Source organism: Devosia sp. Root105, assembly GCF_001424865.1.
Classification (GTDB): Bacteria; Pseudomonadota; Alphaproteobacteria; order Rhizobiales; family Devosiaceae; genus Devosia_A.
On record NZ_LMCR01000001.1, the window covers coordinates 982,990 to 1,002,880 of the forward strand.

Below are 19,891 nucleotides of genomic sequence, written 5' to 3' on the forward strand. Positions count from 1 at the left end.
CCACAAGGGGGAGGGAGGGCGCGAGAACCGAGAGTGCAGTAGACGTCTCCCTCCCCACAGGGCGCTACCGCGTCCCCTTGTGGGGAGGGATCAAGGGTGGGGGTGGCCCCACGCACGGAGTGAAGAATGACCAGCATCGGCGTCGGCCTGATCGGTACGGGCTATATGGGCAAGTGCCATGCGCTGGCCTGGAACGGGGTGAAACCGGTGTTCGGCGATGGGCCGAAGCCGCGGCTGGTGCATCTGGCGGAGGTGTCGCCGGAGCTGGCGGCGCGGCGGGCCGAGGAGTTCGGGTTCGAGAAATCCACCTCGGACTGGCGGGCGCTGATCGCCGACCCGGAGGTCGAAGTGGTGTCGGTGACGACGCCCAACGCCTTTCATGCCGAGATGGCGATCGCGGCGCTCGAGGCCGGCAAGCACGTCTGGTGCGAGAAGCCGATGGCAGTAGGGTTTGCCGAGGCGGAGCGGATGGTCGCGGCGGCGCGGGCGTCGGGTAAGGTCACGGCGCTCGGCTACAACTACATCCAGAACCCGGTGATCCGGCACATCAGAAAGCTGCTCGAGGCGGGCGCCATCGGCACGGTGAGCCATGTGCGCTTCGAGATGGACGAGGACTTCATGGCCGACCCCGAGGCGCTGTTCTACTGGAAGAGCGAGGCCTCGTCCGGCTATGGCGCGCTCGACGATTTCGGTGTCCACCCGCTGAGCCTGATGCAGTTCCTGTTCGGCGGCGTTGCGCGGGTGATGGCGCAGCTTTCCATGCCCTATGCCGACCGGCCGAGCCGGGATGGCGGGCGGCGGAAGGTCGAGACCTGGGATATTGCTTCGGTGCTGCTGGAGCTCAGGAACGGCGCGTCCGGGGTGATGGCGCTCGATCGTTCGGCCTGGGGGCGGAAGGGCCGGATCGCGGTGCAGATCTTTGGTTCGAACGGCACCATCGCCTACGACCAGGAGCGCATGAACGAGTTCCAGCTGTTTCAAGCCAGTGATCCTGCAGCGGAGCAGGGTTTTCGCACCATCCTCACCGCGCCGGTGCATGCGCCCTATGACCGGTTCATTCCGGCACCGGGGCATGGACTGGGATTCAACGAGCTGAAGATCATCGAGTGCCACGAGCTGCTGAAGGCCATCGGCGGCGACACCGGGGGGCAGATCGTCGGGTTCGACAAAGGGCTCGAAATCGAGCGGGCGGTGCATGCGATGGCGCAGTCGCACCGCGAGGGGCGGTGGGTGGCGGTCTGACCGGGATAGCGCGGCTATCGCCTTCTCCCCTTGTGGGAGAAGGTGCCCGAAGGGCGGATGAGGGGTATCTCTCCGCGCGCTCAGTCGCTCGTCGCTACGCTCCGATCGCGCAGCCCTTGGCTGCGGGACCCCTCATCCGGCCTTCGGCCACCTTCTCCCACAAGGGGAGAAGGCCTGACTGCGAGATTGAGTCCCGAGGCCGCAGTCACGGCGGCCCCGGGGAGCCTGAGGGCGTGCAGCGGCCTCAGGCGGTGGCGAGGGTCGCGGTGCGGTTGCGGCTTTCGACCCAGTAGATGAACACCGAGGCGGCGACGATCAGCGCCGCGCCGGGCCAGAACCAGACCGACGGCACCTGGCCGAGGGCGATCCAGCCGACCAGGGCGCTGAGCGGCACCTTGAGGTCGGCGAAGGGCTGCAGATACGTCGCGTCGGCCGCCCGGTAGGCGAAGGCCATCAGGTATTGCGCCACGCCGGTGAGCACGCCGAGCAGCAACAGCAGCCAGAGGCCATCGCCGCTGGGGAGAGCGAATGGAAAGCCGGTGGCGAGGCCGGCCGGCAGCACCGTCGGCGCCAGCCAGCCGAGTGCGTTGACGGCGAGCAGGATCAGCAGGTGGTTCGGGGTGACCAGCACCAGCAACGAGATGGTCAGCGTTTCCGGGCTCTCGCCCTTCAGCGTCAGGTACTTGGTCAAGACGTCCGTGGTGGCCCAGAGCGCCGCGGCGACGATCGGGATCAGGGTGTGCCAGCCGAGGCTTTCGCTGCCGATACCGGAGACGATGATGGCGCCGGTGAAGCCGACCAGCGCCGCGACGAGACGGGCGGCTGAGGCACGCTCGCCAAGAAAGACGGTCGAACCGAGGATGATGAACAGCGGGCCGGCGGCGAGGAGGGTCACCATCTGCCAGATCGGTACGCCCGAGGCGAAACCATAGACGAAGACATGCGCGCCGAGCGCCGAGACGAAGGCGCGGATCTCGTGCGCCAGCGGGTGGCTGGTGCGGAGCTTGTCGATGCCGATGCGGAAGATCAGCGGCAGGCTGAGCACGCCGGCGATCAGGTATTGCCAGAACACCATGCCGGTCGAGGCCATGCCGAAGCCGCCATATTCGACCGGGGTGGGCAGGACGGATTGCAGCACGTTGGAGCCGGCGAACGCGAAGGCGGCAACCAGCATGAAGGTGGCGCCGCTTGCAGCGGCGGACTTGGTAGTCGAGGAAACCTGGCTCATCGATCGATCCTTTCCGTAGCCTGTTTCCTCAGGGTTACGGGGAATCGCGATGGGGAATGGCGACGCGGAAACCCTCCGAAATGAGGGGCCGCGCCGGCAGAGCCAGCGTAAATCCCGTTCTCTTTCATCCGGACTATACCGTCGGCTCCGGAGTTACACCGGATCTGCTGACCCCTGTGGGGTGAACCACAAGGCGCTCGCGGGCTTTGGGCTTTCGACCCATCTACCGCCGGTGGGGAATTGCACCCCGCCCTGAGAACTTGCCGGCCGATTGCTCGGCTGACAGAGGCTCACATAGACCTCACGGGGCGTCGGCGCAAGCAGGCACAAAGACGAAACTGGGGGCGCACGCGCTCGGCGCCGAGTGGAGGTGCCCCCTCTCCCTCGGGGGCGCTCTCGCGCCCCCTTAGAGGGGAGAGGGTAGTGGAGCTCGGACCGAAGGTCCGTAGCGGAACTTGGGTGAGGGGTTCAGTTTCTCAGCGAGCGCGCGTTGCGACGCTTCACCCCTCAACCGGCCTTCGGCCACCTTCTCCCCTGAGGGGAGAAGGGAGGGTCGCCTTTACGTCGTCAGGCTCGCTTCACCTTGCTGCTGCCGCGCAGGCCGATGATCGTCGCGGCGACGACGCCGAGCGCCACGACGCCGATGATAATGGTGGCGAGCGCGTTGACGTCGGGGGAGACGCCGAGCTTGATCTTGGAAAAGATCACCATGGGCAGGGTCGACGAGCCGGGGCCGGAGACGAAGCTCGCGATCACCAGGTCGTCGAGCGACAGGGTGAAGCCGAGCAGCCAGCCGGAGACCAGAGCCGGGGCGATGATCGGCAGGGTGATGTCGAAGAACACCCGAAACGGCGTCGCGCCGAGGTCCATCGCCGCTTCCTCGAGGCTCAAGTCGAGATCGGAGAGGCGGGACTGCACCACCACGGTGATGTAGGCCATGCAGAAGGTGGTGTGGGCGATGATGATGGTGACGATGCCGCGGCCGGCCGGCCAGCCGAGCGTCGATTCCATGCCGACGAACAAGAGCAGCAGCGCGAGGCCGGTGATCACATCCGGCATCACCAGCGGGGCCGAGACGGTGCCGGCGAGCACGGTGCGGCCGCGGAAGCGCTTGAAGCGCACCAAGGCCACGGCGCAAAGGGTGCCAAGCACCAGGGCGAAGCTGGCGGAGAAGAACGCGATGCGCAGGCTCAGCCAGGCGGCGCCCAGCATCTGCTCGTCGGCGAACAGTTCGCCATACCATTTGGTCGAAAAGCCCGACCAGACGGTGACCAGCTTGCTCTCGTTGAACGAGAACACCACCAGCGAGATGATCGGCAGATAGAGGAAGGCAAAACCGAGGGTTGCCGCGATGGGAAGGAACCAGCCGCGCCGCATCTACTTGCCCTTCTCGACCACGGCATCCTGCGCCTTCTGCAGCAGCAGGATGGGAATGACGACGACCACCAGCATGGCGACGGCGACTGCCGCAGCGCGCGGCCAGTTGGTGGCGCCGAAGAACTCGTCCCACAGCACGCGGCCGATCATCAGCGTTTCCGGACCGCCGAGCAGCGAGGGAATGACGAACTCGCCGATCGCCGGGATGAACACCAGCATGGAGCCGGCGATGATGCCGGGCAGCGACAGCGGCAGGGTGACCGACAGGAAGGTCTGCCACGGGCGCGAGCCGAGATCGGCCGAGGCCTCGAGCAGTGACGCGTCGAGCTTCACCAGCGTCGTATAGAGCGGCAGGATCATGAACGGCAGGTAGGTGTAGACGATGCCGACATAGACGGCGAAATCGGTCTGCATCATCACCAGCGGCTCGATGCCGAATACGGCGAGGATCTGGTTGATCACGCCGTTGCCGCGCATGAAGCCACTGAGCGCATAGACGCGCAGCAGGAACGAGGTCCAGAACGGCAGGATCACCAGCATCAACAGGATGTTGCGCCATTTGTCCGGGGCGCGGGCGATGGCATAGGCCATCGGGTAGCCGATGAAGAGAGTGATGATCGTGGCGATCAGCGCGATGCGGATCGAGCTCAGGTAAGCCGCGACATAGAGCGGATCGGTGAAGAGTTTCAGGTAATTGGAAAGGTGCAGCGTCAGCTGCACGGTGCCGCCTTCGGTGGTGAGCAGCGGCGAATAGGGCGGGCGGCCAAACTGCTTGGTGGCGAGCGAGATGCCGAACACCACGAACAGCGGGACGAGGAAGAACACGGTCAGCCAGATCGCCGGCGCAGCGATTACCAGGGTGCGGCCGGAAATGCCGACATCGCGCAGCCGGCGCTCCAGCCCGCTCCAGGGCCGCAGGCGGCGCGGCGGCGGCAGCTGGTTGCCGGTGAGGGTCATGGGTGAAGGTCCCCTTCGCGGTTGCGCAATGCGCACCGCGTCATCCCCGCGGAAGCTGGGATCTTCGTTTGGCCGCGACCACCGCAAACAGAGGTTCCCGCTTTCGCGGGAATGACTCCGTGGGGGTGGCAAAGCTGGAACCCTGCCCCGCTCATACCGTCAGCACCGAGCCGGAGCTGTCGCCCCAGGTGACGTAGACCTGCTCTTCCCAAGTGATGGCGTCAGGGTTGCCGCGGGCCGTGTTGGTCTGGCTGACTCGGATGCGTTTGCCGCTGTCGAGCAGCAACTGGTAGACGCTCATATCGCCCAGATAGCCGATATCCTCGACCACGCCCTTGGTGACGTTGGCGCCGTTCAGCGCCTCGGGCTTCTCGCGGCTCAGCGTCATCTTCTCGGGGCGGATGGCCCACCACAGGATCTGGTCGGGAGCGCAGTCGACGCCGTGGCCGACATAGATGTCGCAACCAAGCTCAGGCGAGCGGATGCGGACATGGTCCGGCTCATCCTCGGTGACGATGCCCTCGACCATGTTGGCCGAGCCGATGAAGCTCGCGACGAAGCGCGAGTTGGGGAATTCGTAGATGTCGTGCGGTTCGCCGATCATGGCGATCTCGCCCTGGTTCATCACCCCGATACGGGTGGCCAGCGTCATCGCCTCTTCCTGGTCGTGGGTGACGACGATGAAGGTGACGCCGAGCGATTCCTGGATCTTGACCAGTTCGAACTGGGTTTCCTCGCGCAGCTTCTTGTCGAGCGCGCCGAGCGGCTCGTCGAGCAGGAGGAGTTTTGGCCGCTTGGCCAGCGAGCGGGCGAGGGCGACGCGTTGGCGCTGGCCGCCCGACAGCTGGTTCGGCTTGCGCTTGCCGTAATCCTGGAGTTTCACGAGGCTCAAGAGCTCGGCGACGCGATCGGCGATCTCGCTGCGCGGCATGTTATCGCGCTTCAGGCCATAGGCGATGTTCTGCTCGACGTTCATATGCGGGAACAGCGCGTAGGACTGGAACATCATGTTGACCGGCCGCTGGTAGGGCGGCACGGCGGTCATGTCCTGGCCGTCGATTTCGATGGTGCCGGAGGTCGGCTGCTCGAAGCCGGCCAGCATGCGCAGCAGCGTCGATTTGCCCGAGCCCGAGCCGCCGAGCAGGCAGAACAGCTCGGATTTGTAGATATCGAGCGACACTTCATGCACCGCCGAGACGTCGCCGAACTTCTTCGAGACGTTGCGAATGCGCACAAACGGCTTGGCCGACGGATCGCGCCAGGGGCGCGTGTCGATGGCGAGCTGCGGCTTCTTGGCCATGCGGCACCTGATGAGGAAGGGGGCGGTTGTGGGACCGCCCCCTGAAGGAGATTACAGACCGGTTTTGATGCGGGTCCAGGTCCGGGTCAAGACCTCTTCGAACTCAGGCGAGTGCGCCTTCATCACGAAGGCCTTGGCGATAGTCTCGGCCGGCGGATAGATGCCCGGATTCGACTTCACTTCCTCGTTTACGAACTCCAGCGCGGGCAGGTTCGGGTTGGCGTAGAACACGTAGTTGGTGATCGCCGCCACGACCTTGGGCTCAAGGATGTAGTTGATGAACTTCAGGGCGTTATCCGGGTGCGGTGCGTCGACCGGGATGGCGAGGAAGTCGAACAGTGTCGCGGCGCCTTCCTTGGGGATCAGGTACTTGACCTCGTTGCCCTGGGCGGCCTGTGCGGCAGCGTCGGACGCAATGAAGATGTCGCCCGAATAGCCGAGCGCCAGGCAGATTTCGCCGTTGCCGAGATCGTCGATGTACTGGCTCGAGTGGAAGTAGCGGATCGACGGCTTGATGCTGGTCAGCAGCGCTTCGGCCTTGGCCAGGTCTTCCTCGCTCTCGGAGTTCGGGTCGAGGCCGAGATAGTGCAGCGCAATGCCGGTGACTTCCGACGGGCTGTCGAGCACGGCGACGCCGCAATCCTTGAGCTTGGCGACCACCTCGGGCTTGAACAGCAGGTCCCAGCTATCGATCGGCGCTCCGTCACCGAGCGCCGCCTGCACCTTGGCGACGTTGTAGCCGAGCCCGATGGTGTTGATCATATAGGGCACGCCGTGGGCGTTGTCCGGATCCTGCGAGGCGGCGGTCGCCATCACGGCCGGGTCGAGGTTGCCGAGGTTGGTCAGCTTCGACTTGTCGAGCGGCAGGATCAGGCCGGCCTTGATCTGGCGCTCGAGGAAATTGCCCGAGGGCACGACGATGTCGTAGCCGGAATTGCCGGCGAGGAGCTTGGCGTCGACGATCTCGTTATTGTCGTAGACGTCGTAGTTCACCTTGATGCCCGTTTCGGCTTCGAAATTGGCGATGGTGTCTTCGGCAATGTAGTCGGACCAGTTGTAGATGTTGACGACATTGTCCTGTGCCAGGGCCGGCGCTGCGATGAGCAGCGCTCCCAGGGCAACGGTAATTTTGGCGATGAGCATCGGTTTGTGCATGGTGGTCTCTCCTTGATCAGTACCGCGGGTGGCCAGCGGTCATTGCCTCATAGTCCGGACGCGTGCGGGCGCCGGTTGACGGATCGTGGGCGCAAGGCCCGGCGAATAGCGATGTATTGGTGCGGATGTCGTGTTCTGTCGCGCGATCGAACTGAAAAGTCTCAGAACTTTTCCTGATCTCACTCTAAGGTGACGACTATGTCGGGGAGCGGGTGCGCGGGAGGGTAGGCCAAGCAGCGCGGGTGTCGCGCCGGGAGAATTCGGGTTCGCAATGTGCCCGGAGCCGGGCGCCCATCGATCCGGCGGAGGCTCCGGATCAACAATGACGGTAAGCAGTGACGTGACCCCTCGCGACAGGCCTTCCAGCCGGGCTGAAACCTAGTGGCAAATCCGACGTCGGGCAAGGGTCTTAGGGGCATCGGAGCCCCGCGCGGCGGGCCACAAAGTCGGGATGCGACGCGCCGCCACAGGGACGGGATTGGCGCCCGGGGCCGGGGAGTTGAACTCGGGCGGTTTTCGGTTCAAGGGAAGGGCAAAAGTCCTTTCCGAAAGAGCAAGCCTCGTGAGCCTCAAGAAGCACCTGTCCATCTCGCCCGCGGTCAAGAAGGCGCTCGACGCCGGCCAGCCGGTGGTGGCGCTCGAATCCACCATCATCACGCATGGCATGCCCTACCCGCAGAATCTCGAGATGGCGCAGAATGTCGAGGCGGTGATCGAAAAGCACGGCGCGGTGCCGGCAACGATCGCCATCATGGACGGCAAGTTCAAGGTCGGCGTCACGGCCAAGGATCTCGAGCGACTGGCGCAGACCGGCGGCAAGGCTGCCAAGGCGTCGCGCCGCGACGTGGCGGCATTGCTGGCATCGGGCGAGGTGGCGGGCACGACGGTGGCAACGACGATGATGGCGGCGGAAGCCGCCGGCATCCAGGTGTTCGCCACCGGCGGCATTGGCGGCGTGCATCGCGGCGCCGAGACCACCTTCGATATCTCGGCCGATCTCGAGGAGCTCGGCCGCACCCAGGTGGCGGTGGTGTGCGCCGGGGCCAAGTCGATCCTCGATATTCCCAAGACCCTGGAAGTGCTGGAGAGCAAGGGCGTGCCGGTGCTGGGTTTCCAGACTGCGGATTTCCCGGCGTTCTGGGCCCGCCAGTCGGGCGGCAAGGTCGATCATCGGGTGGAAAGCGGCAAGGACGCGGCCAAGGTGATCGCGCTGCAGTTCGCGCTCGGGCTGGGCGGCGTGCTGGTCGCCAACCCGATCCCCGAGAGCGCGGCGCTCGACAAGGATGAGATCGAGGGCCGGATCAACGAGGCGATCAAGGGCGCCGAAAAGGAAGGGGTGAGCCGCAAGGAGCTGACGCCGTTCCTGCTGAAGCGCATCTTCGAATTGACCGACGGCAAGAGTCTGGTCGCCAATATCGCGCTGGTCGAGAACAATGCGCGCGTCGCGGCCGAAATCGCGGTGGCGCTGGCCAAGCTCAACAAATGAGCGACAGCACCGGCCGGGTCATCGTCATCGGCGATGTGATGACCGATGTCATCGTGATCCCGGAGGGCCCGCTGGTGCGCGGCTCGGACCGGCGCGCGCAGATCACCCAGCGCCCGGGCGGCTCGGGCGCCAACCAGGCGGTGTGGCTGGGGTCGATGGGTACGCCGGTCAGCTTTGTCGCCCGCGTCGGGGCGCGCGACAAGCCGCATCTCGAGGCGTATCTGCGGGGTTTCCATGTCGATCCGGTGCTGATCGCCGATCCGGTCAAGCCGTCGGGCATCCTGGTGGTCATCGTCGATGCGGGCGGCGAGCGGAGTTTCCTCACCGATCGCGGGGCGAACCTCGATCTGTCGCATTCCGATATGCCGGTGTGGCTGCTCGAAGAGACGCGCTACGTGCTGGTTTCCGGCTATTCGCTGTTTGCGGAAAAGCCGCGCCATGCGGCGCGCTGGATGGCCGGCGAGGCGCAATCGCGCGGCATCCCGGTGGCGGTGGATGCGGCGTCCGTGGGGTTTGTCGAGGAGGTCGGGGCCGACAAGTTCCTCGAGTGGACCAAGGGGTTCTCGACGCTGTTCGCCAATGCCGACGAGGCGGTGGCGCTGGCCGGCAGCGACGATCTCGAGACGCAGATGCGGGTACTCGGGCCGAACTACGGGCGGGTGGTGGTCAAGCTCGGAGCTGGCGGCGCGGCAGTGGGTGATGCCTCGGGCGTCAAGCTGAAGCTGCCGGCGCCGGCAGTGAAGGTGGTCGATACGACCGGAGCGGGCGATGCGTTCGCCGCGGCGTTCGTTTCGGCGGAATTGCGCGGCGTCGATCTCGAGACCTGCCTGAGGCGGGGGATCGAGGCGGGGTCGGCGGCGGTGACCAAGGTGGGTGGGCAGCCGGACTAGGGTGTTGCGGTTCATGCCGATGGGCTGGTGGCTGTGGACCCCCACCCCTGTCCCCTCCCCCTAAACAAGGGGAGGGAGACCCTCCCACCGGAATCGAGGCTGACGTCTCCCTCCCCCTTCTTGAGGGGGAGGGGACAGGGGTGGGGGTCCGCTCGCACCGGCCTGTGCAGCTACTCCACTTCCATCCCGCACCAATCCAGCGGCTCCTGCACATATTTGCCGCGCGTGCCTTCGATGTCGCCGAGTTCGGCGATCAGATGCGAGCGGACGTCATCCACCGTGGCGTGCGGGGCGGTGAGGCCGCAGCCGCGGGCGAGCTGGTACTGCGCGTTGTCGATCGCGGCGACTTCCTTGCCGGCTTCGGTGATGCGCTTCAATAGCCGCAGCAGGTGGCCGTCGGGAGCGAAGTAGAGCCGGCCTTCCCGAGTGAGGGCGGGGCCGGTGGCGCCCTCGGCCACGTTGGGCGAGACCATCTCGGAATAGATGAAGGCAAGGCTGCCGTCGGGGCGGTAGCACGAGGTGTCGGTCTGGGTGGCGATGGCATCGATCAGCCAGGTCTGCACCAGCACCGAGGGGGCGTCGTCGCCGCCATCGTGGAACTCGAAATGGTCGGCATAGCCGCCATCGAAATTGCGGCGCCAACCGGTCCAGTCGTTCGGGGCGGTTTCCAGCAGCTTCGAGCAGGCGTCCCAGGCGGCGCGCACTTCGTCGATCTGCGGTTCGGCGGCTTGTAGTGCGGGCGTGAGCAGCAGGGTCAGGGCGAAGAGCAGTCGGCGCATGGAAATCTCCGTTTGGCGCGACGCTAAAGCATTTCACGGACGAACTGCACCACCCACGGTGTCATCCCCGCGAACGCGGGGATCTCCGTTTGCGATGGTGCAACGGCCAAGAGAACAGAGGTTCCCGCTTTCGCGGGGAATGACCCCGGTGGGTGGGTCAGCAGTCAGGCTCAAGGCCTATGCCCGTTACTCCTCGCGCAGGAAGCTCGCGGGGCGGGTGGAAAGCGCCGACCAGGTGGTGAGCATGCCGACGGCGATGGCGAGCGCGATGGTGCCCGCAGTGACCCAGAGCAGCAGCGACGGATCGGCCCAGAAGTCGATCTCCAGCACGAACTCGACAAAGGCCCAGGTGCCAGCGAGGCCAAGCAACGCCGCGAGCACCGCGGCGAGGAGGCCGAGCAGGCCGTATTCGACGAGGTAGGCGCGCAGCACGTCGCCGCGGGTGGCGCCGAGCACCTTCATCACCACGGCGTCGGATTCGCGTTGCTTCCGGCCGGCGGCCATGGCGCCGGCGAGCACCAGCACGCCGCTGACCACCGCGAGGCCGCCGATCACCTCGACCGCGGTGGTGACATTGGCGAGGATGGCGGCAAAGGTTTCGAGCGCCTCGCCGACCGGCAGGAACAACAGCTCGGGGAAGCCGGCGACGAGGCGCTGCTGCACCGCCGTTTCCTCGCCCGGCACGGCCTTGAGCAGCCCTAGATAGCTCAGCGGGAAATCGGCGAAGGCGTTGGGCGACAGCACGAAGCCGAAGTTCACACTGCCCGAGCGCCAGGCGTAATCGCGGAAGCTGCCGATCTTGGCCTTCACCTCTTCGCCGAAGACGCGGAAGGTGAGGACGTCGCCGAGCTTCAGGCCGAGCGGTTCCTTGAGGCGCTGGAACACCGAGACCTCCGGCGTGCCGATGAAGTTGGGCGGCCACCAGCTGCCCTCGGTGATGGTCGATTGGTCGGGCAGGGTGTCGGAAGCGGAGAGCGGGATTTCACCCTCGAGCACGAAGGCGAATTCGGCCGGCGGCTTGCGGTTGAGCTCAGCGATCGGCGTGTCGTTGATCGCTTCGATGGCGCCGGTGACCATCGGCAGCGAGGCGAAGCTCTCGACCGATTTGTCGCCCACCGAGAACTCTTTCAGTGCGTCCACCTCGTCCTCGAACAGGTCCATGAAGACGAAGCTCGGGGCGTTGGGGATCGACTCGCGGGCGAGCTGGTGGCGGAGGTTCCCGTCGATCAGCGCAATGAGCAGCAGCAAGGCGAGGCCGAGCCCGAGCGACAGGATGACCACCGGGGCCGGGGCGCCGGGGCGCCAGATCGACTTGATAGCGTTGCGGAGCGCGGCGTTCCCGAGCGGCGGGATCAGCTTCAGGCCGCGTTGCAGCAGCCAGGCGGCGCCGCGCAGCACGAGGAAGGCGCCGAGGACGCCAATGGCGTACCACAGCACCAGCAGCGGGCGGCCGGTGGTGAGGGCGGCCAGCGCATAGATGCCGGCGGCGGCGACGCCGAGCGGCAGCCACAGGCCGGGCTTCAGCACATCGCGCCAATCGAGCCCGCCTTCGACGGCCGAGCCGGCGGAACGGAACAGCAGTGCTGGTTTCAGCTTCTCGGCGCGGCGCAGCGGCAGGTAGCCGAAAGCGAAGCCGGTGAGGGCGCCGAAGCCGGCGGCGGTCCACAGCGTAACAATGTCGACCACCGGCGGCAGCCCGAGGCCGAGCAGGCCACCGAGAATGGGCAGCAGCACCATGGTGAGGAGCGTGCCGAGCAAGAGGCCCAGAACGATGCCGGCGAGGGTGAGCAGCATCACCTGGGTCAGGAAGTGGACGAGGATGCGCGGACCGGTGGCGCCGAGCGCCTTCATGGTGGCGATGGAACGCTGGCGTTCGGTGACATAGGCCGAAATCGCGTTGGAGACGCCGAGCCCGCCGACCAGCAGCGAGGACAGCCCGACGATGGTGAGGAAGCGGGCGAACATGTCGAAGAAGCGCGCGAGATCGGCCGTGGCGTCCTTGGGTCCGGCGAGCTTCCAGCCGGCTTTGGGGAAGCTGGTCTCGATCGATTGCATCGCGGCATCGGGATCGGTGCCATTGAGCAGGATCTTGTAGCGGTAGCTGGCGAGGACGCCGGGCGCCAGGATGCCGGTGGCGTTGAGCGCATCGACCGACATCAGCACGGGGAGGCCGAACTGCAGGCCGGCGGTGATGCGGTCGGGCTCGGTGCCGATAATGCCGGTGAGGGTAAACGTGGCATCGCTGATGGTGAGCTGGTCGCCAAGCTTCAGGCCCAGGCGATCGAGCAGCAACTGATCGGCGACGAGACCGAAGCTGCCGTCGGCGCGAGGGGCGAGGAGCGAGGGCAGCGGGGCGTCGGTATCCTTGACGGTGACGCTGCCGATCAGCGGATAGTTGGCATCGACGGCGCGGATGGCGAGGAAGCTGTTCTGCTCGCCCGCATCGGCGCGGCCCATCACCTCGACGACTTCGCCGAGCTTGCCGAGCCCTGCGAAAGCCTGCCGCTCCTCCGGGTTGGCGGCGCGATAGGAGAGCTGGGCCTCGATATCGCCCCCCAGCAGGGTGCGGGCATCGCGCAGCAGCGCCGATTGCAGCGCCGCGCCGACCGAGCCGACAAGGGTGATGGTGCCGACGCCGAGCGCCAGGCAGGCAAGCAGGATGGTGAAACGGCGGAGGTCGCCGCGCAGGTCTTTCAGCGCCACCCGCAGCCAGCCGCGCAGGGTCGCGGCCGCAGTGTTCACGCCGGCACCCGCTCGCTGAGATGGCCCTCGTTCATGCGCAACTGGCGGTCGGCCTTCCTGGCCAGCGAGGGATCGTGGGTGATCAACAGGATGGCGGTGCCGCGCTCGCGGGCGATGCCGAACATCAGCTCGATGACATGGGCGCCGGTTTCCTGATCGAGGTTGCCGGTGGGCTCGTCCGCCAGCAGCAGTTTGGGGTTGCCGACGATGGCGCGGGCGAGGCCGACCCGCTGCTGCTCGCCGCCTGAAAGGGCGCTCGGCAGATGGGTCAGGCGGCCGGCGAGGCCGACATCGCCGAGCGCGGCAGCGGCGCGGCTCTGGATTTCGGCCCAGGGCAGCGACGGCTCGGCGATCTCGAGGGTAAGGGCAACATTCTCGAGCGCGGTCAGCGACGGGATGAGGTGGAAGTTCTGGAACAGGATGCCCAGCGCATTGCGCCGGAAGATGGCGAGCTGGTCTTCATTGAGCCTGGCGATATCGGTGCCGGCGACGGTGATGGCGCCCGAACTCGCCTGTTCGAGGCCGGACAGCACCATCAGCAGCGAGGTCTTGCCGCTACCCGACGGGCCGACGATCGCTGTCACTTCGCCGGCGGCGAGGCTGAGGTCGACATCCCTAAGGATGTGCAGCGAAGTGGCGCCGCTCTTCAGATGCAGGTTGATGCCTTTGGCATCGACGACGGGAGCGGGCATGGGACGGCCGGTTTGCTGGTATTCACAAGCACATAGTGTGTCGCCGCTGCCGTTCAATGGAAAGGCCTGGCGAGGGACTAATCCATGGCGCGGCCTTCGGGTTCCGGCGGTGCCGCAGCTGTGACGAGGTTTGCGCCGCCATCTTAACCGTAGCGCGCGACGAGGGCTTGGGCGGGGCGGCGGGAATGCTATGGCAGAGGGTAAACGAAAGGTTACCCGGATGGCTGGCAAGCTCTACTCGGTCCAGTACCTGCGCGGCCTCGCGGCATTGCTGGTGGTGATCGCGCATGCCTCGGCCCATCCGCTGGCAGACCCGACCTACCTGCAACTGCGGCTGGGCCAGTTCGGGGTCTATCTGTTCTTCGTGATCAGCGGCTTCATCATGGTGGCGATCTCGGGTTCGGGGCCGTTCTCGGCGCTGGAATTCCTGAAGCGCCGGGCGATCCGCATCGTGCCGCTGTACTGGATCTTCACCACGCTCGCGGCGCTGCTGGCGCTGCTGGTGCCGACGCTGTTCAAGAGCACGGTGTTCACGTTGCCGCACTATGTGCAGTCGATGCTGTTCATCCCGCACGAGGCGCCGGGGCGTGGCGGCACCAGCCCATTGCTGAGCCTGGGTTGGACGCTGAACTACGAGGTGTTCTTCTACCTGGCATTCGCGCTGCTGGCCGCGCTGGCGGCAACCGGACGGGTGCTGACGCTGACGATCGCATTCGTGGTGCTCTACGTGACCGGCGCGACGCTCAAGCCGACCGATCCGCTGCTCAGCTTCTACATGACCCATGCGGTGCTGGCCTTCGTTGCCGGCGCCTGGGTGGGCCTCGGACAGATCAAGGGCGTGTTCGCGCGGTTGCCGAGCCCGGCGATGCTGGGGCTGGTGGGGTTGGCCGTCGTTGCGACGGTCATGGCGTTCGGGCTCGACCAGACTCCCCATGAGACGGCGCCGGTCTTCGTGGCGCTGGTCATCCTGGCGGTGGCGCTGCTGGTGCTGGGGCTGGTGCGCGAGGCGGTACTACCGCGCAGCGCCTGGCTGGAGAGGCTCGGAGATGCCTCTTACGCCACCTACCTGGTGCACATGTTCGTGGTCGGGGCGGTCGTCGGGGTCGGAACGCGCCTGCTGCCGGATGGTCCGCTCAGCTATTTCGGCATGGTCGCCGCAGCGATCGGCCTGGCGCTGCTCGCCGGAGTGATCGTCCACGAACGCATCGAAAAGCCGCTGCTGCGGATGCTGCACAAGCGGCCGGCGGCAGTGCGCGCGGCGGTGCCGGCGCAGTAGCGCCGGCCGCCAGCTCGGGTGGCTCAGTACTCGGTCATCGCGAGAAGGAACCAGGCGGCGTGCGGGAGCCATTGCTCGCTCCAGCGCCAGGATTGGAACGGGTCCTCGGTCTCGCAGAAGCCGATATCGGTTTCGTCTGAAAGCGAGGAGGTGATGCCGTTGCAGATGCCGCCATCGGCATTGGGGAACTTGGCGGGTCCGTAAATCGCCCAGTTGCGGCCAAAACCCTGCAGCATCGAGGCGTGGTAGGGGTTGAGGCCGAGGATCCAGTCCAGCGTCCGCTGCGACTGCACGCGCGCAAGCTCGGCGGCTTCGGCATCGACATGCGGCATGGCGCGGCGCAGCGCGTAGGCGAGGCTGCCGAGGCGGGCGTTCTCGCCCTGCCACCAATAGCCGCTGTCATTTCCGTGCGGGTAGAAGAACTGGGTGCCGATCTCGCCATCGCTGCGCTTCACCAGCTGGCGCGGGTAGGCGAAGGGGTTTGCCACCTCGGCAGTGATCTTGGCGAGCTGGCGGACCACCTTGCCGAGCGCGGCGGAGACGCGCGGCCGATCGGCCTCGGGGGCGATGGCGAGGTAATCCACCAAGGCGGCAATCGGCAGGCCTTCGTCGGAGGCGTGGAAGAACGGCCGGGTGTCGTTGTCGGCGCGCCACCAGCCATCATAGCCATGGCCGCCGGTCAGGCGGTCGAGCAGGCTCGTGGCGCGTTCGCCGGCCTTCACCAGGTATTCGGGCTTGTGGGTGGAGCGGCTGAGTTCGGTGGCGGCGAGCAGCGCGCAGTAATCGTCGATGATGTTTTCCTCGCCATTGTCGAGGTATGCGAGGTTGTGCACCTCGAGGTGGGCGAAGGCGCGCTCGGCGGTCGCCAGATACTCAGCGGCGGTGAATTCGCCGTCCTGTCTGAGCCGCGCGGCACGGGCGAGGGCGGCGATGGCCATGCCGCCGCCCTGCCGGTAGCCGGCTTCCCAGCTGTCGTGCTTATGGCCCTTCTGGGTGGAGTAGGAGCAGATCTCGCGCTGCGCCGTATCGCCCGACCAGCGGTCGAACACCGTCATGTAGAACATGCCCGCGGGGTCGCACATGCGCACCAAGAAATCGGCGCCCCACAGCGCTTCCATACGGAAGGCGGCGTGGAGGTTGGTATCGAGATGCGGGCAGATCGCCGCCTTCGACAGCGCCCAGACCACCAGCGGGGTCTGCTGCGGGTTCATGAAGTTGGCGTAGCTCAGATGGCTCAGATATTTCGACACGTCGCCCGAGGCGTCGTACCAGCCGCCATGCACGTCGACACGGGCGTTGCGCTTGTTGCCGATGAAGGCGATGGCGCGGTCGGCGCCGAGGTAAGGCTCCGCCGTGCGCTGGCTCCGGAAATAGCCGAGCAGCGCACTAGAGAAGCGCTCGGCGTAGAGCTGTTCGGCGATTTCGAACGGCTCCGAGACGAGGCGGGCGCCGGCGGCATCGAGGGCTTCGAGCAGGAAACGGCCGGTGCCGGTGAAGGCGGTGAACTCGGCGCTTTGCCAGCGCTGGGTCTTCCAGCGGTCGACGCCGGCGGCCGCGTCGGGCGTCGTCTCGAAGACGAGCTCGCCGGTCGCTGCGTCACGCAGGCGGAGCGCAGTGAAGCCGGGGCCGTCGCCGAGCGCCAGGACGGCGAATTTCGGGCCGGCGGCTTCGTAGCCGACCTGGTTGGTGGCGATGGCGCGGCTCGAAAACAGCTGAGGGTATTGGGCGTTGATCGCCAGGAGCTGGTTCATCCTTGGGGGTCCGGTCAGGTCAGAGGTGGTGGCAGCGGGCCATGTGGCTGTCGCCGACGGGTGTGGGGTCGGGCATGATTTCGCGGCAGATGTCGGTGGCGCGCGGGCAGCGCGGCGCAAACGGGCAGCCACGGCTTTCGGCGGTCCAGAGCGGGATATCGGCCGCACGACGGACCGCGGCGCCGGTGATCTTGTGCTTGGGGTTGGGCACCGCCGCGATCAGCAGCTGGGTATAGGGGTGGCGGGGGTGATCGGTGATCGCCTCGCTCGGCCCCTGTTCGACCAGGTGCCCGGCATACATCACGGCGGTTTCCTCGGCGAAGTAGCGGGCGGTGGCGATGTCGTGGGTGATGTAGAGCGCGGCGAGGTTTTTCTCGCGCTTCAAGTCTTCGAGCAGGTTGAGGATCCCCAGGCGAACCGAGACGTCGAGCATCGAGGTGGGCTCGTCGGCCAGCAGCACGGTGGGGTTGACCGACAGGGCACGGGCGATGGCGACGCGCTGGCGCTGGCCGCCGGAGAGTTCGTGCGGGCGGCGCTTCAGATACTCCGGAGCGGGGACGAGACCGACCTGAGTGAGGAGGGCTTCGCTCTCGGCCCGCACCTCTTTGCTGCTGAGCTCGGGGCGGTGGAGGCGGAGCGGCCGCTCGAGGATATAGCCGATGGTCTGGGTGGGGTTCAGCGAGCCGAATGGATCCTGGAAGATCATCTGCACTTCGGCGCGATAGTCGGTCAGCGCCTTGCCGCTGAGTTTTCCCACATCGGTGCCGCGGAAGCTGATCTCGCCGGCGGCTGGCTCGTAGACCCGGGCCAGCATGCGGGCGCAGGTGGATTTGCCGGAGCCGGATTCGCCGACCAGCGCCAAGGCGCGGCCGGGGGTGAGCTGGAGCGAAATGCCGCTCAGCGCCCGCAGCGTCGTGCGTTTGCCGACGAGACCGCCAAGCACGAAGCGCATGTCGACATCGCGCATCTCGAGGATGGGCGCTTGGCTCATGACAGCAGATGGCATGCTGCTTCTCCTCCGGTGGCGGGCGTGGGGCGGAGTTCGGGGGCAAGGCGCACGCAGACCGGGATGGCTTCGCCACAACGGGGCGAGAAGCGGCACCCCTCGGGCAGGGCGCTGAGGCTGGGCGGCGAGCCGGCAATGCCCTCGAGGCGGACGCGCGGCCCGCTGAGCGGCGGGAAGGAGCGGCCGAGCGCCCTGGTATAGGGGTGCTGCGGGGCGGTGAGGATAGCGCTAGCCGGCGCCACTTCCACCAGCTCGCCGGCATACATCACGCCGATGCGGTCGCAGAACTCGATCATCAACCCGAGGTCGTGGGTGATGAACAGCACCGAAAAGCCGAAGCGGGCCTTGAGCTCGCAGATCTGCTCGATGATGTCGCGCTGCACCACCACGTCGAGCGCGGTGGTGGGCTCATCCATGATGATCAGCTTGGGCTCGAGCGCCAGCGCCATGGCGATGCAGATGCGCTGGCGCATGCCGCCCGAGAACTGGTGCGGATAATCGTCGAGACGGCGCGGGCTGATGCCGACCAGCTCGAACAGTTCGGCGGCGCGGGCCAGGGTTTCGGCGCGGCTGGCTTTCGGCCGGTGCGCGAGGATGGCGTCCTCGATCTGCTCGGAGACCTTGATCACCGGGTTGAGCGCATTCATCGCCGACTGGAAGACGAAGCTGACTTCGCTCCAGCGATAACGGCGCAACCGCTCGGCCGAAAAGCTCAGCACGTCTTCGCCCATGAAACGCACGGCGCCGCCCGAGACGAGGCCGGGCAGCCGGGTAAGCCGGGCCAATGCGAAGGCGACGGTGGATTTGCCGCAGCCGCTTTCCCCGGCGAGCCCGAAAGCTTCACCGGGGCGGATGTCGAAGTCGATGCCGTTGACGGCGCGCGACACGGTGTTGGCGCCGACATAGTCGACGGTGAGGTTGCGGACCTCGATGAGGGGTGCGTCAGACAAAGTCGGCACTCCGGTTGCGGCGCCGGAGGAAGCGGCGGATGGGGCCGATACGGCGGGTGGCGGCGAGCTGCGGGTTGGTGATCTCGTCGACGGCGAAGTTGACCATGACGAGCGCCGCGCCGGTCAGCATGATGGCGATGGCAGGCGGCCAGATCTCGTACCAGGCGCCGGTCTGCAGCGCCTGCGCCCGCATGGCCCAGTAGAGCATGGTGCCCCAGGTCACCGAGTTGGGACTGCCCAGCCCGATGAACTCCAGCGCCGCCTCAGCGAGGATGCCGTAAATGGTGGCGAGCACGAACCCACCGACCACGAACGAGCTCATGTTGGGCAGAATCTCGCGCACGATGATCCGCCATTTCTTTTCGCCCATCAGCTCGGCGGCGAGCACGAATTCCCGGTTCTTCAGCGCCAGGGTCTGGGTGCGGATGGTGCGCGCACTCCAGCCCCACCCGGTCAAGGCAAGGACGAGGCCGATTACGGTCGGCGACGCCTCCTCGATGAAACTGGCGAGGACGATGATCAGCGGCAGCGCCGGCAGCACCAGCGAGACGTTGACGAAGAAGGTCAGCACCTCGTCGGTCTTGCCGCCGAAATAGCCGGCGGAAATGCCGACCGCGAGGCCGATCAGGGTGGCCGAGAAGCCGGCGATGAAGCCGACGGTGAGGCTGGCGCGGCTGCCTTCGAGCAACTGGCTGAAATTGTCCTTGCCCTGGCGCGAGGTGCCGAGGAAGTGCTCGACCCCCGGCTGCACGTGCGGCTTACCGGCGCGGCGATAGGGGTCATAGGGGGTGATCAGCGGCGCCAGCAGCGCCAGGATCATGAAGATGGCGAGAATGGCGAGCCCGAACAGGCCCTTCTTGTTGGTGACGAACAGCTGGGCCCAGCCGGGGAGTCTGGCGAGGAGGCGCGAGCGCGGCTTGAGGCCGAGCTCGGCCATCAGCTCGCGCTGGGTGGGGGCGGTGAGCTCGGCGCGCGGTGGCGTGGTGGTAATGGCGGGGAGGATGTCGGTCATGGGGAGACCTCCAACAGCCAGGCCGGTGCGAGGGGGGGCAGCTTGCAC

At 66.6% G+C, this 19,891-nt stretch carries 16 protein-coding genes and 1 riboswitch; of the genes, 4 read left to right on the forward strand and 12 right to left on the reverse strand.

What is annotated here, in order from left to right; translation table 11 throughout:
- Positions 1-126: 126 nt before the first annotated feature.
- The gene (locus ASC68_RS04665) at positions 127-1,242 is read left to right on the forward strand and encodes a Gfo/Idh/MocA family oxidoreductase (protein WP_055875402.1); all 1,116 of its coding nucleotides are present in this window, start codon (positions 127-129) and stop codon (positions 1,240-1,242) included.
- Between the two features lie 244 nt (positions 1,243-1,486).
- Here ASC68_RS04665 and ASC68_RS04670 read toward each other — a convergent pair whose 3' ends face one another.
- The 5 genes from ASC68_RS04670 to ASC68_RS04690 form a co-directional block, all read right to left on the reverse strand.
- Entirely contained in the window at positions 1,487-2,470 is a 984-nt protein-coding gene (locus ASC68_RS04670; RefSeq protein WP_055875405.1) for a DMT family transporter, read from the reverse strand.
- Positions 2,471-2,582: 112 nt separating this feature from the next.
- Positions 2,583-2,734, reverse strand: a riboswitch (FMN riboswitch).
- Between the two features lie 303 nt (positions 2,735-3,037).
- On the reverse strand, positions 3,038-3,847 hold the full coding sequence (locus tag ASC68_RS04675) for an ABC transporter permease subunit (RefSeq protein WP_055875408.1): 810 nt from the start codon (positions 3,845-3,847) through the stop codon (positions 3,038-3,040).
- Positions 3,848-4,804 carry an ABC transporter permease subunit gene (locus ASC68_RS04680; RefSeq protein WP_055875411.1) on the reverse strand — a complete coding sequence of 319 codons (957 nt, stop codon included), beginning with the start codon at positions 4,802-4,804 and terminating at the stop codon, positions 3,848-3,850.
- A gap of 151 nt (positions 4,805-4,955) precedes the next feature.
- On the reverse strand, positions 4,956-6,104 hold the full coding sequence (potA, locus tag ASC68_RS04685) for a polyamine ABC transporter ATP-binding protein (RefSeq protein ID WP_055875414.1): 1,149 nt from the start codon (positions 6,102-6,104) through the stop codon (positions 4,956-4,958).
- Between the two features lie 51 nt (positions 6,105-6,155).
- Positions 6,156-7,259, reverse strand: coding sequence for a polyamine ABC transporter substrate-binding protein (locus ASC68_RS04690; RefSeq protein WP_055875417.1), 1,104 nt, complete (start codon positions 7,257-7,259; stop codon positions 6,156-6,158).
- Positions 7,260-7,821: 562 nt separating this feature from the next.
- Between ASC68_RS04690 and ASC68_RS04695 the strand changes: the two genes are divergently transcribed.
- Positions 7,822-8,745, forward strand: coding sequence for a pseudouridine-5'-phosphate glycosidase (locus tag ASC68_RS04695; RefSeq protein WP_055875420.1), 924 nt, complete (start codon positions 7,822-7,824; stop codon positions 8,743-8,745).
- Positions 8,742-9,635 carry a PfkB family carbohydrate kinase gene (locus ASC68_RS04700; protein ID WP_055875424.1) on the forward strand — a complete coding sequence of 298 codons (894 nt, stop codon included), beginning with the start codon at positions 8,742-8,744 and terminating at the stop codon, positions 9,633-9,635. Before ASC68_RS04695 ends, ASC68_RS04700 begins: the two co-directional genes overlap by 4 nt.
- 170 nt (positions 9,636-9,805) lie before the next feature.
- Here ASC68_RS04700 and ASC68_RS04705 read toward each other — a convergent pair whose 3' ends face one another.
- The 3 genes from ASC68_RS04705 to ASC68_RS04715 all read right to left on the reverse strand — a co-directional run bounded on the left by ASC68_RS04705 (position 9,806) and on the right by ASC68_RS04715 (position 13,848).
- Positions 9,806-10,414, reverse strand: a complete 609-nt coding sequence (locus ASC68_RS04705) for a hypothetical protein (RefSeq protein ID WP_055875428.1) — start codon at positions 10,412-10,414, stop codon at positions 9,806-9,808.
- A 186-nt stretch (positions 10,415-10,600) separates the two neighbouring features.
- A complete protein-coding gene (locus ASC68_RS04710) occupies positions 10,601-13,156 on the reverse strand; it encodes an FtsX-like permease family protein (RefSeq protein ID WP_055875431.1) in 2,556 nt (851 codons plus the stop codon).
- Complete coding sequence (locus ASC68_RS04715) at positions 13,153-13,848, reverse strand: ABC transporter ATP-binding protein (protein WP_055875434.1); 696 nt, start codon at positions 13,846-13,848, stop codon at positions 13,153-13,155. Before ASC68_RS04715 ends, ASC68_RS04710 begins: the two co-directional genes overlap by 4 nt.
- 220 nt (positions 13,849-14,068) lie before the next feature.
- Between ASC68_RS04715 and ASC68_RS04720 the strand changes: the two genes are divergently transcribed.
- Complete coding sequence (locus tag ASC68_RS04720) at positions 14,069-15,124, forward strand: acyltransferase (RefSeq protein WP_055875437.1); 1,056 nt, start codon at positions 14,069-14,071, stop codon at positions 15,122-15,124.
- Between the two features lie 23 nt (positions 15,125-15,147).
- On the opposite strand, the gene ASC68_RS04725 is transcribed toward ASC68_RS04720, so the two are convergent.
- From ASC68_RS04725 to ASC68_RS04740, 4 genes are read right to left on the reverse strand one after another with little or no spacing between them, the layout of a single operon-like run.
- Complete coding sequence (locus tag ASC68_RS04725) at positions 15,148-16,875, reverse strand: glycoside hydrolase family 9 protein (protein ID WP_082527888.1); 1,728 nt, start codon at positions 16,873-16,875, stop codon at positions 15,148-15,150.
- 19 nt (positions 16,876-16,894) lie between these two features.
- Positions 16,895-17,881 carry an ABC transporter ATP-binding protein gene (locus ASC68_RS04730; protein ID WP_055875440.1) on the reverse strand — a complete coding sequence of 329 codons (987 nt, stop codon included), beginning with the start codon at positions 17,879-17,881 and terminating at the stop codon, positions 16,895-16,897.
- Positions 17,863-18,831 carry an ABC transporter ATP-binding protein gene (locus ASC68_RS04735; protein WP_055875443.1) on the reverse strand — a complete coding sequence of 323 codons (969 nt, stop codon included), beginning with the start codon at positions 18,829-18,831 and terminating at the stop codon, positions 17,863-17,865. Before ASC68_RS04735 ends, ASC68_RS04730 begins: the two co-directional genes overlap by 19 nt.
- Positions 18,824-19,843 (reverse strand): ABC transporter permease, encoded by a 1,020-nt coding sequence (locus ASC68_RS04740; protein WP_082527890.1) that lies wholly within the window; start codon positions 19,841-19,843, stop codon positions 18,824-18,826. Before ASC68_RS04740 ends, ASC68_RS04735 begins: the two co-directional genes overlap by 8 nt.
- Between the last annotated feature and the right edge of the window lie 48 nt (positions 19,844-19,891).

What these genes read in the sequence shown, in the direction of transcription:
- ASC68_RS04665 (WP_055875402.1), top strand. Translation starts at nt 127, where the DNA reads ATGACCAGCATCGGCGTCGGCCTGATCGGTACGGGCTATATGGGCAAG.
- ASC68_RS04670 (WP_055875405.1), bottom strand. Translation starts at nt 2,470, where the DNA reads ATGAGCCAGGTTTCCTCGACTACCAAGTCCGCCGCTGCAAGCGGCGCC.
- ASC68_RS04675 (WP_055875408.1), bottom strand. Translation starts at nt 3,847, where the DNA reads ATGCGGCGCGGCTGGTTCCTTCCCATCGCGGCAACCCTCGGTTTTGCC.
- ASC68_RS04680 (WP_055875411.1), bottom strand. Translation starts at nt 4,804, where the DNA reads ATGACCCTCACCGGCAACCAGCTGCCGCCGCCGCGCCGCCTGCGGCCC.
- potA (WP_055875414.1), bottom strand. Translation starts at nt 6,104, where the DNA reads ATGGCCAAGAAGCCGCAGCTCGCCATCGACACGCGCCCCTGGCGCGAT.
- ASC68_RS04690 (WP_055875417.1), bottom strand. Translation starts at nt 7,259, where the DNA reads ATGCACAAACCGATGCTCATCGCCAAAATTACCGTTGCCCTGGGAGCG.
- ASC68_RS04700 (WP_055875424.1), top strand. Translation starts at nt 8,742, where the DNA reads ATGAGCGACAGCACCGGCCGGGTCATCGTCATCGGCGATGTGATGACC.
- ASC68_RS04705 (WP_055875428.1), bottom strand. Translation starts at nt 10,414, where the DNA reads ATGCGCCGACTGCTCTTCGCCCTGACCCTGCTGCTCACGCCCGCACTA.
- ASC68_RS04715 (WP_055875434.1), bottom strand. Translation starts at nt 13,848, where the DNA reads ATGCCCGCTCCCGTCGTCGATGCCAAAGGCATCAACCTGCATCTGAAG.
- ASC68_RS04720 (WP_055875437.1), top strand. Translation starts at nt 14,069, where the DNA reads ATGGCTGGCAAGCTCTACTCGGTCCAGTACCTGCGCGGCCTCGCGGCA.
- ASC68_RS04725 (WP_082527888.1), bottom strand. Translation starts at nt 16,875, where the DNA reads ATGAACCAGCTCCTGGCGATCAACGCCCAATACCCTCAGCTGTTTTCG.
- ASC68_RS04730 (WP_055875440.1), bottom strand. Translation starts at nt 17,881, where the DNA reads ATGCCATCTGCTGTCATGAGCCAAGCGCCCATCCTCGAGATGCGCGAT.
- ASC68_RS04740 (WP_082527890.1), bottom strand. Translation starts at nt 19,843, where the DNA reads ATGACCGACATCCTCCCCGCCATTACCACCACGCCACCGCGCGCCGAG.